The following is a 13,165-nucleotide window of genomic DNA, read 5'->3' as shown; positions in this document are numbered from 1 at the left end:
ATTAAGCGCACGTTCCACGCTTTTTGCTTTTGCCCGGCACATTCCACCGCCGGCCGGTCGTCGTTGTCGTACCGGCGGGGCAGGATGGACCGGTGACCGGGGCAGACGCAGACGCCGGCGCGGTGCTCGCCGGGTTCGGCCCCGCCACCCGCGCCTGGTTCGAGGCGGCCTTCGCCGCCCCCACCGCCGCACAGACCGGAGCCTGGCGGTCGGTCGCCGCCGGCCGCAACGCCCTCGTGGTCGCACCCACCGGTTCCGGCAAGACGCTCGCGGCCTTCCTCTGGTCACTGGACCGGCTGGCCCGCGAGCCCGCACCGGCCGAGGCGCGGCAGCGGTGCCGGGTGCTCTACGTCAGCCCGCTCAAGGCCCTCGCCGTCGACGTGGAGCGCAACCTGCGCGCCCCACTGGCCGGCATCCGGCAGGCGGCCACCCGGCTGGGCGTCGCACCGCCCGACATCACCGTCGGCATGCGCACCGGCGACACGCCCGCCGACGAGCGTCGCGCCTTCGCCCGCACCCCACCGGACATCCTCATCACCACGCCCGAGTCGCTGTTCCTGCTCCTCACGTCCGCCGCCCGCGATTCGCTGCGCGGCGTCCAGACCGTGATCGTCGACGAGGTGCACGCGGTGGCCGGCAGCAAACGCGGCGCCCACCTCGCCCTCTCCCTCGAACGCCTCGACGAGCTGCTGCCCGCGCCGGCGCAGCGCATCGGCCTCTCCGCCACCGTCCGGCCGATCGACGCCTGCGCGCAGTTCCTCGGCGGCGCCCGCCCGGTCGACGTCGTGCAGCCGGCCACGCCGAAGACCATCGAGGTCAGCGTGCAGGTCCCGGTGGAGGACATGACCCGCCTGGACGAGCAGGAGCAGCCGCCGGAGGACGACCTGGGCGGCCCCGGGCCACGCCGCGCCTCGATCTGGCCGGCCGTCGAGGAGCGCGTCTTCACCCTCATCGGGCAGCACCGCTCGACAATCGTCTTCACCAACTCCCGCCGCAGCGCCGAGCGCCTCTGCGCCCGGCTCAACGAACTCGCGGCCGAAGCGGTGGCCGCCGCGTCGGACGACGGCGCGATCGGCGTACCGGAGGGGTTGTCGGCGGACGACGGCGGCCCGCAGCGGTGGGGTGACCCCGCCGGGCCGGTGCGCAACCGGCCGCCGGCCGAGGTGATGGCCCAGTCCGGCGCGGCCACCGGCGCGGCGCCGGTGATCGCCCGCGCCCACCACGGCAGCGTCTCCCGGGAGGAGCGCAAGCACATCGAGGAGGCGCTCAAGTCCGGTCAGCTCCCGGCGGTGGTGGCCACCTCAAGCCTGGAGCTGGGCATCGACATGGGCGCGGTCGACCTGGTGGTGCAGATCGAGGCCCCACCGAGCGTCGCCGCCGGGCTGCAACGGGTCGGCCGGGCCGGGCACCAGGTGGGCGCTGTCTCCCGGGGGGTGGTCTTCCCCAAGCACCGCGGTGACCTGCTCTCCTGCGCCGTGGTCGCCGAACGGATGACCGACGGCGCGATCGAGGAGCTGCACTACCCGCGCAACCCGCTGGACGTGCTGGCCCAGCAGATCGTCGCGATGGTGGCACTGGAGCCGTGGCCGCTCGGCGACCTGGCGGTGCTGGTCCGCCGGGCCGCGCCCTTCGCCGAGCTGCCCGACTCCGCGCTGCACGCCGTGTTGGACATGCTCTCCGGCCGTTACCCGTCCACCGCGTTCGCCGAGCTACGCCCCCGACTGGTCTGGGATCGGGCCACCGACCTGCTCACCGGCCGTCCCGGCGCGCAGCGACTGGCGGTGACCAGCGGCGGCACCATCCCGGACCGGGGGCTGTTCGGGGTGTTCCTGGCCGGTGCCGAACGGGCCGCCCGGGTCGGCGAGTTGGACGAGGAGATGGTCTACGAGTCCCGGGTCGGGGATGTCTTCCTGCTCGGCTCCTCCTCCTGGCGCATCGAGGAGATCACCCCGGACCGGGTGCTGGTCTCGCCCGCACCCGGGCAGGCCGCCCGGATGCCGTTCTGGAAGGGCGACCAGTTGGGCCGCCCGGTGGAGCTGGGCCGGGCCATCGGCGCCCGGGTGCGCACCCTGCTGCGACAGAGCGACGAGGCGGCGCTGGCCGCGTTGCGTGCCGGCGGTCTGGACGACTGGGCCGCCGGCAACCTGATGGCCTACCTGCGCGAGCAGCGGGAGGCCACCCGCTCGCTGCCCGACGACCGCACGGTCGTGGTCGAGCGGTTCCGCGACGAGCTGGGCGACTGGCGGCTCGCCGTACACAGCGTCCTCGGTGCCCGGGTCAACGGGCCGTGGGCCCTCGCCGTGGGCCGCCGGTTGGCCGAACGCTACGGGGTGGACGCCCAGGTGATGCCCTCCGACGACGGCATCGTGGTGCGCCTGCCGGACACCGCCGACGAGCCGCCCGGCGCCGACGTGGTGGTCTTCGAGCCCGACGAGATCACCCAGCTCGTGGAGGAGTCGGTCGGCACGTCCGCGCTGTTCGCGGCCCGCTTCCGTGAGTGCGCCGCCCGGTCCCTGCTGCTGCCCCGTCGCGACCCGCGCCGCCGCCAACCGCTCTGGCAGCAGCGGCAGCGCGCCGCGCAACTGCTCGACGTCGCCCGCGAGTACGCGGACTTCCCGGTCACCCTGGAGGCCGCCCGGGAGTGCCTCCAGGACGTCTTCGACCAGCCGGCGCTGGCCGGGCTGATGCGCGACCTGTCCACCCGCAAGGTGCGGCTGGTCGAGGTCGAGACGAGCGCCCCGTCCCCGTTCGCCCGGTCGCTGCTCTTCGGCTACGTCGGCGCGTTCCTCTACGAGGGCGACGCCCCCCTCGCCGAGCGGCGGGCCGCCGCGCTCGCCCTGGATTCCACCCTGCTCGGTGAGCTGCTCGGCCGGGTCGACCTGCGCGAATTGCTCGACCCGACGGTGCTCGCCGAGACCGACCGGCAGCTCCGGTGGCTGACCGAGCAGCGCCGCCCCCGCGACGCGGAGGACGTGGTCGAGCTGCTGCGGGTGCTCGGTGACCTGAGCGACGCCGAGTTGACCGAGCGGGGTGTGCCGGAGACCTGGCTGACCGAGCTGGAAGCGGCCCGCCGGGTGCTGCGGGTCCGCATCGCGGGCGAGCAGCGCTGGGTGGGTGTCGAGGACGCCGCCCGGCTGCGCGACGCCCTCGGCGTGGCGCTGCCGGTCGGGGTGGCCGAGGCGTACCTCGCCCCGGTGGTCGACCCGCTCGGTGACCTGGTGGCCCGTTACGCCCGCACCCACGGGCCGTTCGCCGCGGCCGGCTGCGCGGCCCGCTTCGGGCTGGGCGTGTTCGTCGTCGAGCAGGCGTTGCGCCGGCTCGGCGCCACCGGGCGGGTGGTCTCCGGGGAGTTCACCCCGGATTCGGCCGGCGCCCAGTGGTGCGACGCCGAGGTGCTGCGGATGCTGCGTCGGCGCTCGCTCGCGGCGCTGCGCCGGGAGATCGAGCCGGTGCCACCCCGGGCGCTCGCCACGTTCCTGCCCCGCTGGCAGCAGGTCGGCTCGTCCGCCCGGGGGGTGGAGGCGTTGGCCGCGACGGTGGAGCAGTTGCAGGGCGCGGCGGTGCCGGCGTCCGCGCTGGAGCGGCTGGTGCTGCCCGCACGGGTCGCCGACTACTCCCCCGCCCAACTCGACGAGCTGTGCGCCAGCGGGGAGGTGCTCTGGGCCGGGTCGGGGGCGATCTCCGGAGGCGACGGCTGGGTCACCCTGGCGTACGCGGACACCGCTCCGCTGCTGCTTCCGCCGCCCGACGAGGCGTTGACCCGTACCCCGCTGCACGACGCGGTGCTCGACGCGCTCGGCGACGGGCAGGCGCTGTTCTTCCGGCCGCTGGCCGACCGTGTCGGCTCGATCGACGACGCCGTCCTGACCGGGGTGATCTGGGACCTGGTCTGGGCCGGGCACCTCACCAACGACACCCTCGCCCCGCTGCGCGCGGTGCTCGGTGCCGGCGGCGCGCACCGCGCCCGGCCATCCGCGCCGCGCACCCGTTTCCGGCGCCCCGGCCGGGTGGCGCTGCCCAGCCGGGGTGGGCCTCCGACCGTCGCCGGCCGCTGGTCCCGCCTCCCGGAGCGGGACGTCGACCCGACCCGGCGTGCCGCGGCCCTCGCCGACGTGCTGCTGGAACGGCACGGGGTGGTCACCCGCGGCGCGGTGATGGCCGAGCAGGTGGTCGGCGGGTTCTCGGCGGTCTACCCGGTGCTGTCGGCGCTTGAGGAGCGCGGCGCGGCCCGCCGGGGTTACTTCGTCGAAGGGCTGGGCGCCGCGCAGTTCGCGGTGCCCGGTGCGGTGGACCGGCTGCGCGCACTTGCCGAACCGATGGACGGCACCCGGGGACGGGGCTCGCCGGCCACCGTTCTCGCCGCGACCGACCCGGCCAACCCGTACGGCGCGGCGCTGCCCTGGCCGGAACGGGTGGTCGACTCCGGCGACGGGGCCGCCCCGGCGACCGGACACCGGGCCGGCCGCAAGGCCGGTGCCCTTGTGGTGCAGGTCGGCGGTGACCTGGTGCTGTACGTGGAACGCGGCGGTCGGACGCTGCTGTCCTTCAGCGACGACACCGACACGCTCGCGGTGGCCGGCAAGGCCCTCGCCGACGCCGTCCACTCCGGCGCGTTGGGCGCGTTGTCGGTGGAGCGGGCCGACGGCGAGGCGGTGCACTCCTCGCCGCTGCGCGACGCGCTCACCGCCGCCGGCTTCCGGGCCACCCCCCGCGGCCTACGCCTACGCGGCTGATCCGTCCTCGGGGGCGGGCCGGCTGCCCGTCCCGCACCCGCACTTCGGCCCGGCTGGCTGGCGCGGGACACACGATTGAGCGTGACACGACGGGCCGGTGCGCTCAGCGAAGGCCGTTGAGCACCCTCTCGTAGCGGGGGCGGTCGACTGCCGGGGTCTTCGCCTCCAGGTAGTTGAGCACCACCGCGCCACGGCGGTACGACTGGCCGCCCCAGGTCTCCGCGATGTCACCGGCGCTTGTCTCGTCCGGGAAGACGTACACCGTGACGGCGTCGGTGGCGATCAGCTCGGAACAACCCAGGCCCAGCCCGTCCGGTCCACAGTCGACCGAGCGGTCCTTCGGGTGCGGCACCTTCAGGCCCGCGGCCCTGAACGCTTCCACGATCTGCTTCGCCCCGGGTGCCCCGACCGGGCGTTGGGGCAGCACCACCGGCGGTGGACTGGCCGGCCGGTGCTGCGTGGGCCCCTGCGGGGCAACGGAGGGCGGGGTCGGCGCACCGCCGGTGCTGGGCGGGGCCACCGAGGGCGTCGGCGCGCTCGGCGGAACGGCGGCCGTCGGGGCCAGGGCGGGCGACGCGGGCGAGGCGGACGAGGCGGTGGGAGCCGCGCTCGACGGGTCACCGTCGTCACCGCCGCAGCCGGCGCTGAGGGCGACGGCGACCAGCACGACCGCGACGGCAGGCAGGCTCCGATGTGTCACCAGGGCAGTCTCCCCCGGCGCCACCCGAGCGCGGGAGTGGCCGGTCGGCCAGCGCACTGTCCCATATTCGCCACCCACGTCGACCACCGTCGGCCGGTACGCTCCGGGGCCGACGAGCGGACGCGACGAAGGGCGGAGGCGGAACATGGACGGGTTCGAGGTGCGGGCGGCGCGACCTGCCGAGCGGGCCGCGATCGACGCGTTGCACGAGCGGGAGTGGGGTGGCCCGTACGTGGTCGCCCACGACACCCGGCACGACGTGCGTACCCTGCCGACGCTGGTGGCGGTCGACGACGCCGCGGCGGTGGTCGGCGCGCTCACCTACCGCGTCGACGAGGACGCCCTGGAGGTGGTCACCCTCGTCGCGGCCGTGCCCGGCGGGGGCGTCGGCACGGCCCTGCTGTCGGCGGCGACGTCGATCGCGACCGAGACCGGGCTGGCCCGGGTGTGGCTGATCACCTCGAACGACAACCTGCGGGCGCTGCGGTTCTACCAACGGCGCCGCATGCGTCTGGTCCACGTGGACCGGGGAGCGGTGGACCGCGCCCGCCAGCTCAAGCCGGAGATCCCGCTGGTGGGCGAGGACGGCATACCGCTGCACGACGAGCTGGTCCTGGAACGACGCATCGTCGTCGAGGGTTAGCCTGCGGGGATGCCCTGGATCTCGCTGACCACCGACTACGGCCTCACCGACGGCTTCGTGGCCGCCTGCCACGGGGTGATCGCCCGGCTCGCGCCGGCCGTCCGGGTCATCGACGTGACCCACCTGGTGCCACCGGCGGACGTGCGGCGGGGCGCCGCCGTGCTAGCGCAGACGGTGCCGCACCTGCCCGTGGGTGTGCACGTGGCGGTGGTCGACCCGGGGGTGGGGACCGCCCGGCGGGGCGTCGCGCTGGCCACCCCGGGTGGGTTGCTCGTCGGTCCGGACAACGGGCTGCTGCCGGACGCCGCCGCGGCTCTCGGCGGGGTGACCGCCGCGGTGCGGCTGATCGAGCCGAGCTGGCTGGCCGATCGGGTGTCCGCCACGTTCCACGGGCGCGACGTCTTCGCGCCGGTGGCGGCCCGGCTGGCGCTCGGCGCACCCCTGGCCGAGGCGGGGCCGCCTGTCGATCCGGCGGGCCTGGTCCGGCTGCCGCCGCCGACGCTCACCTCCGACGACGAGGGCTTCACCGCCGAAGTGTTGACAGTGGACCATTTCGGCAATGTCCAGTTGGCCGCGCCGGCGCACCTGCTCGACAGGCTGCCGGCGGCACTGCGGGTCGGGCCGCCCGGTGCGGAGCCGGCCCGACCAGCCGTCCGGGGACGAACGTTCGGCGACGCCCCGGCGAATGGCCTGGTGGTGTACGTCGACTCGGCCGAGCTGGTCGCGGTCGCGGTCAACGGTGGGCGGGCGGTGGACCTGCTGCGGGTGGCCCCGGGTGACGTCCTGCGGGTTTCCCGCTGATATTCGACTGTGGAATGCTGCCCCGGTGGGTGAACAAGTGGTTCCCGTGGGTTGTCCCTGCTGTGCCTCCCGGACCGGCGGGGGGACCTGCCCGGTCTGTTTCTGGACCGACGACGGCCAGACCGACGCCGACGCCGACGCGGTCCGGGGTGGCCCCAACGGCGACCTGAGCCTCTCGCACGCGAGACTCAACTACGCCGTCTACGGTGCCAGCCACCCGCGCTACCAGGACATGGTGCGCCCGGCCCGCCCCGACGAGCGCCCCTGAGAGCACCCGACGGGGCGAGCACGGGTCAGCAGACCGGCACGACGCCTCCGTACACCGTCGAGATGTACGCGTGGCTGACGTACTGGCCGGTGTCCAGCCGGTCCCAGCGGGTGGTGGTGCCGTAGGGCCCGGCCACGGACTGACCGGTGACGTAGCACTGGATCGGCACGTTGGCGAACCGGGCGGCGAGGCCACGGCTCGGGTACGACGTGCTGGCCCCGGTGCGGACGGTGAGCGGCCCGTCACCGACCACGCCGCGCAGCCCGCCACCGGTCCACAGGTAGGCGACGTCCACCCACGCGTTGGTGGTCAACTGGAGGCCGTCCCAGAAGGTGCCGTCGGCCAGGTCGACGGCGGCCGGGTTGAGCACCGTCCTCCCGAACTGGTCCCGCCCTCCGTTGAAGCCGGACTGATAGGCGGCCTGCGCCTCGGGTCGGCCCTGCCCCAGGATCTTCCAGTTCTCGCGCACCGCCGCCGGGTTCCAGTAGTCGTCGCGGGTGTTCCACGGGCCGACGTCCCAGACGGGGGCGTACTCGCAGCGGGAGCCGGTGCTGGTGCAGACCCGCACGGAGTAGTCGCCCGAGTTGAGCGGGGACAGGCTGCGCCGCGACGGTAGCGCCACGAAGTGGTCCCGGGGCTGCACGGTGCGGCCGTTGGCGGTCTGCTGGCCGACCAGGCCGATGCGGGTGGCGTACACCCGGTAGGTGAGGCCCGGCGTGGCCTCGGCGACGGCGGCGGCCGTGTCGGCGGTGAGCTGGACGGCGCGTACCGTCGCGGTGGCACCGCCGGTGGGCGCGGTGAGCACCACGCGGCTCTGCACCCGGCGCACCGTACTGTCGAAGGCCGCGCCGGCCGTGGCGGACCGCCACTCGGTCCAGCCGCTGGACCGCCAACCACGGACCTGGGCATCGACGGTGGCGCCCGCCGGCACATCGGCACTGACCTGGGCGCGGACCCGGTTGGCCGGCCGGCTGAGGGTCCGCGGAGCGCTCAGCAGCATCCCCTCCGCGACCGAGCTGTGCGGGCTGCGCGGGCTGCGTCCGGCGGACCGGGCCTCGCGCAGCCGCAGCCCGGCGCCGGTACGCCGGACGTTGACGTCGTCGCGGTCGACGACGGACAGGTCGGCGTTCCACCGCTCGCCGCCCGGTGCGGCGGCGGTGAAGGTGAGTGGGCTTCCGGCGGCGGATGCGGCCGGGACGGGGTTGGTGGTGAGTAGGAGCGTGGCGATGAGGGCGAGGGTGAGGGAGGCGACGAGGGAGAGGGATCGAGTACGACAATGCAGCCGTGACATAGGCATTCTCCTCAGAACCCCCTGACCCTCGCATGTCGGGAGATCAGGAGGAACCGCTGTACAAATAGCGACACATGCGAATCCTGCTCAAATGAGGGAGGATGAGAGGGTGCCCGAAGGCGACACCGTCTGGAACACCGCGCGGGTGCTGCACCGCGCCCTCGCCGGCGCGCGGATCACCGACAGTGATTTCCGGGTGCCGCAGCTGGCGACCACCGATCTCAGCGGCTGGACCGTCCGCGAGTCGGCAAGCCGGGGCAAACACCTGCTGCTGCGGCTCAGCGCCCCAACCCAGGCGCACTGGACCCTGCACTCGCACCTACGGATGGACGGCGCCTGGCGGGCGTACGCCCCGGGGGAACGCTGGACCGGCCGGCCCGCGCACCTGATCCGTGTGGTGCTGCGCAGCCCCGGCGCTGTCGCGGTCGGCTACCACCTGCACGAGCTGACCCTCGTGCCGAGCGCCGAGGAGGACCAACTGGTCGGCCACCTCGGCCCCGACCTGCTCGGCCCGGACTGGGACCCGGCCGAGGCGGTCCGCCGACTCGGCGACCACCCGGAGCAGACCATCGGCGAGGCGCTGCTCGACCAGCGCAACCTGGCCGGGGTGGGCAACCTCTACAAGTGCGAGGTGCTGTTCCTGCGCGGAGTGTCACCCTGGACGCCGGTCGGCGCGGTGCCCGACCTGCCCGGCCTGGTGGCCCTCGCGCAGCGGCTGCTCGCCGCCAACCGTGGCCGGTGGACGCAGAGCAGCACCGGTTCCCTGCACCGGGGCCAGACCAGCTACGTGTACGGTCGCCGCGCCCAGCCGTGCCGCCGCTGCGGCACCGCGATCCGCAAGGAGGAACTGGGCGAACGGGTCACCTACTGGTGCCCGGTCTGCCAGCCCGACCGTCCGGGCACCCCGGCATCCGGCTGACCAGGGCAGCCATCGGCCAAGGCCATCCCAGATACGGACGATTGGGTAATTCCTATCCGGCCGCCGGGGTCGCATGCTGCGGTTGAGTGCTCACCGCTCGTCAGCAGAGCGCCGAGGCAGCCACGCCGGGGTGGCGACCCTCGCGCCCCGACCCGGGGAGAGTCATGGCGTTGTTCCGCAGACTCCGCTCCACCTTCTTCGAACGGGCCACCCACGACACCGACGGCGCCGTCAACGGCGCAACGGTGACCGTGCCGGCCGCGCGTACCGCCGAGGAGACCGCCCCGGCGCCGAGCCTGGACCCCGCCGTGGCGCCCCGCTGCTTCGGCCCGGTGCCGAACTTCGCCCACAGCCCTCGCCCGACGCGCGACACCGGCGGGCGGGTGGTGCCCGGGACCGGGCTGCGCAAGTTCGTCGACCCACTGCCCGTTCCGGGCCAACGGAACGGCACCGACCTCGGCGGCCACCTGCCGGTGGCGACGCCGGACACGATCACCTATCCGGGCTGCGACTACTACGAGATCGTCGTGCAGGAGTACGCGCAACGGCTGCACCGGGACCTGCCAGCCACCCGGCTGCGCGGCTACCGGCAGCTCAACCTGGGCACCGACCCGGCGGGCCACAACACGGTGGCACCCCCGGACCGGCCCTGGCACCTCGGTCCGATGATCCTCGCCCGGCGGGGCCGACCGGTCCGGGTGAAGTTCATCAACCACCTCCCGACCGGCCGGGCCGGTGAGCTGTTCCTGCCGGTCGACGACACCGTCGAGGGGGCCGGCGTCGGCCCGCTCGACGGGCCGGCACCGTTCCCGCAGAACCGCGCGGTGCTGCACCTGGCCGGGGCGCAGACCGGCTGGAACAGCGCCGGCAACCCGCGGCAGTGGATCACTCCGGCCGGGGAGATCACCCCGTACCCGACCGGGGTGGGCGTGACAGACGTGCCGGACATGCCGCCGCCGGGCGCCGGGGCCACCACCCTGTACTACCCGAACGAGCAGAGCGGCCGGCTGCTGTGGTTCCACGACAACACCCTCGGCCTGGCCCGGCTCACCGTCTACGGCGGACAACTCGCGCTCTACCTGCTCACCGACCCGGCCGAGGAGCAGCTCGTCGCCGACGCGGTGCTGCCGGCCGACCAACTGCCGCTGGTGATCGAGGACAAGACGTTCGTGCCCGACGACGCCCAGCTCGCCGCCGAGGACCCGACCTGGGACCGGGAACGCTGGGGCGCCCGGGGCAGCCTCTGGCACCCGCACGTCTACCAGCCGCGGCAGAACCCGTACCGGTCCGGCGGACACAACCCCACCGGCCGGTGGGACTACGGCCCCTGGTCGCGTGATCCCGCCCCGGACAGCACCCGCGCCGACGGCTGCGTCGCCAACCCGCACCACGACCCGGTCGACGCACCGGACGAGCCGCAGATGCGCCCCGGCGTGCCGCACCCGTCCGCGGTGCCCGAGGCGTACGGAGACACCCCGCTCGTCAACGGCGTCGCCTACCCGTACCTGGAGGTGCGGCCGCGCGCGTACCGGTTCCGGATCCTCAACGCCTGCCTGGACCGCAGCCTCAACCTCCAGCTCTACCGGGCCTGCTCCGACGCGCCGATGTGGACGGCCGACGGGGCGCTCGCCGACGCCGAAGCCGGGGAGGTGCCGATGGTGCCTGCGGTGCGGGCGGCGGACCGGCCGCCGGGATGGCCGACCGACGGACGCGACGGCGGTGTGCCGGATCCGCGCGCCGCCGGGCCGGAGTTCGTCCAGATCGGCAACGAGGCCGGGCTGCTGCCCGCCCCGGTGGTGCTGCCGAACCGGCCGGTCGGCTACCGCTACGACCGGCTCGACCCGACGGTGCTGAACGTCGACGGGCACACCCTGCTGCTCGCCCCGGGTGAGCGGGCCGACGTGCTCGTCGACTTCTCCACAGTGCCGCCGGGCAGCACGCTGATCCTGTACAACGACGCCCCGGCGCCGCTGCCCGGCTTCGACCCCCGCTATGACCAGCACACCGACGCGCCGGACCGGACGGCCGAGGGTGGGCCGCCGGGCACCGAACCGGGGTACGGCCCGAACACCCGCACCCTGCTCCAGTTCCGGGTCGCGGGGGCCCCGACGCCGCCGTACGACCTGGGCCGGCTACGCGAACGGCTACCCGTGGCGTACGCGGCCAGTCAACGTCCGCCGATCGTGCCGCAGCCGGCGTACGACCAGGCGTTCGGCACCCACACCGCGTCGACGACGACGGTGCCGGTGCACGCCACCTCGGTGACGATCACACCGGCGGCCGGCTCCGGCCCGGTGCCGCTGCCGATCGCGGTCAAGGCCGTCCAGCAGGTCTTCGAACCCGACCACGGCCGGCTGGCCGGCCGACTCGGCGTCGGGCACCCGCACGCCGGGCCGCTCAACCCGACGACCCTGCCCCTCGGTCCGACCGACCCGGTCACCGAGGTGCTCTTCGCCACCGACCCCGCCGTGCCGCTGGGCTCCGCGACCGACGGCACCCAGCTCTGGCGGATCAGCGGCAACGGCCGGCAGACCGAACCGCTGCACTTCGGCGGCTGCGACGTGCAGGTGGTCAACCGGGTCGGTTGGGACGGCACGCTGCGGCTCCCGCACGGCACCGAGTTGGGCTGGAAGCAGATCGTCCGGGTCAACCCCCGGGAGGACGTGATCGTGGCATTGCGCCCGGTCGCCCCGGCGCTGCCGTTCAAGCTGGGCGACAGCGTCCGGTTGCTCGACCCGAGCCGCCCGGCCGGCGCCCGGACCGGGTCGACCCCGGTCAGCCCGGTCGACGGGCGACCCGCCACCGTGGTCAACCACCTGGTCAACCTCGGCTGGGAATACCGGTGGCACAGCCAACTCGCCGGCCACCGCGACGGCGGGATGACCCGGCCACTGGTGCTACGGGTGACGCCGAAGGCACCTACCGGGTTGACCGCCACGCCGGTGCCGGGCTCGGCCACCGCGCTACCCGCGATCGCGCTGGCCTGGACCAGCAACGGCGGCCGGCCACCGGCCACCAGTCACCTGCTGCAACGGGCCACGGACGCGACCTTCGACGGCGAGGTCACCACGATCACCGTCGCGGCGGCCGCCAGCAGGTACACGGACGCGTCAGTCACGCCCGGGGTGACCTACCACTACCGGATCCGGGCGGAGAACGCGGTCAGCTACTCGTCCTGGTCGAACGGGGTGCCCGCCTCGGTGCACCTGGCCGCGCCGAGCGGCCTGGTCGCCGCGCTGTCACCCGCCGCGCCGCTGCGGGTGGCCCTGCGCTGGACGAACCGCTCGTTCGCCACGGGCATCGACGTGCAGCGGGCCACCAACCCCACGTTCACCAGCGGGCCGGGCACCACGGCGATCGGCGCCGGCGACAATCACCTGGACGTCACGATCGCACCGGACACCACGTACTACTACCGGGTACGCACCACCTATCTGGGTGCCGCCTCGGCCTGGTCGACGGTCGCCACGGTGACCTCCCCGCCCGCTCCGGGCACCCCGAACGGGGTGAGCGCCACCGCGAGCGCGCCGGGGCCGGACACCGCGACTGTGGTCCTGGGATGGGCGGCGAGCACCCCCGCCGGCCCGGGGTCCGGGTTCATCGTGCAGCGGGCGCTGGACCCGGCGTTCGACCGGGAGGTGGCGACCTTCACGGTGACCGGTCGCGGCTTCAGCAACACGGGACTGGCCCGCGGCGTCACCTACCACTACCGGATCCGGTCGTTCAACGTCGTGGGCAGTTCGCCGTACACGGAGCCGATCCGGGTCACGACACCGCCGTGACCGGGCCGGGTGGGGTGCGTGGTGCGGC

Annotated in this window: 8 protein-coding genes; 6 read left to right on the top strand and 2 right to left on the bottom strand. The window is 74.6% G+C overall.

Translation table 11 applies throughout. From position 1 onward, the window contains the following. The first annotated feature begins 92 nt into the window (after positions 1 to 92). The gene (locus AB0F61_RS00710; RefSeq protein WP_357801741.1) at positions 93 to 4,733 is read left to right on the top strand and encodes an ATP-dependent helicase; all 4,641 of its coding nucleotides are present in this window, start codon (positions 93 to 95) and stop codon (positions 4,731 to 4,733) included. A gap of 103 nt (positions 4,734 to 4,836) precedes the next feature. On the opposite strand, the gene AB0F61_RS00705 is transcribed toward AB0F61_RS00710, so the two are convergent. Continuing rightward, positions 4,837 to 5,433: a hypothetical protein gene (locus tag AB0F61_RS00705; protein WP_357801738.1), complete on the bottom strand. Its 597-nt coding sequence runs from the start codon at positions 5,431 to 5,433 to the stop codon at positions 4,837 to 4,839. A 145-nt stretch (positions 5,434 to 5,578) separates the two neighbouring features. Here AB0F61_RS00705 and AB0F61_RS00700 point away from each other — a divergent pair, with 145 nt between their 5' ends. From AB0F61_RS00700 to AB0F61_RS00690, 3 genes are read left to right on the top strand one after another with little or no spacing between them, the layout of a single operon-like run. Further along, complete coding sequence (locus tag AB0F61_RS00700) at positions 5,579 to 6,076, top strand: GNAT family N-acetyltransferase (protein ID WP_357801735.1); 498 nt, start codon at positions 5,579 to 5,581, stop codon at positions 6,074 to 6,076. Between the two features lie 9 nt (positions 6,077 to 6,085). Then, positions 6,086 to 6,877, top strand: a complete 792-nt coding sequence (locus tag AB0F61_RS00695) for an SAM-dependent chlorinase/fluorinase (RefSeq protein WP_357801733.1) — start codon at positions 6,086 to 6,088, stop codon at positions 6,875 to 6,877. Between the two features lie 25 nt (positions 6,878 to 6,902). Next, positions 6,903 to 7,145, top strand: coding sequence for a CPCC family cysteine-rich protein (locus AB0F61_RS00690; protein ID WP_110566168.1), 243 nt, complete (start codon positions 6,903 to 6,905; stop codon positions 7,143 to 7,145). A 25-nt stretch (positions 7,146 to 7,170) separates the two neighbouring features. On the opposite strand, the gene AB0F61_RS00685 is transcribed toward AB0F61_RS00690, so the two are convergent. Beyond that, positions 7,171 to 8,436, bottom strand: coding sequence for a hypothetical protein (locus tag AB0F61_RS00685; protein WP_357801730.1), 1,266 nt, complete (start codon positions 8,434 to 8,436; stop codon positions 7,171 to 7,173). Positions 8,437 to 8,545: 109 nt separating this feature from the next. On the opposite strand from AB0F61_RS00685, the gene AB0F61_RS00680 reads away from it, so the two are divergent. Beyond that, positions 8,546 to 9,355: a DNA-formamidopyrimidine glycosylase family protein gene (locus AB0F61_RS00680; protein WP_357801728.1), complete on the top strand. Its 810-nt coding sequence runs from the start codon at positions 8,546 to 8,548 to the stop codon at positions 9,353 to 9,355. 164 nt (positions 9,356 to 9,519) lie between these two features. Then, positions 9,520 to 13,137, top strand: a complete 3,618-nt coding sequence (locus AB0F61_RS00675; protein WP_357801725.1) for a hypothetical protein — start codon at positions 9,520 to 9,522, stop codon at positions 13,135 to 13,137. The last annotated feature ends 28 nt before the right edge of the window (positions 13,138 to 13,165 follow it).

Source organism: Micromonospora sp. NPDC023888 (genome assembly GCF_040639415.1).
Classification (GTDB): domain Bacteria; phylum Actinomycetota; class Actinomycetes; order Mycobacteriales; family Micromonosporaceae; genus Micromonospora.
The sequence above is the reverse complement of the archived record's forward strand: the minus strand, read 5'-3'. Positions and strand labels throughout refer to the sequence as shown.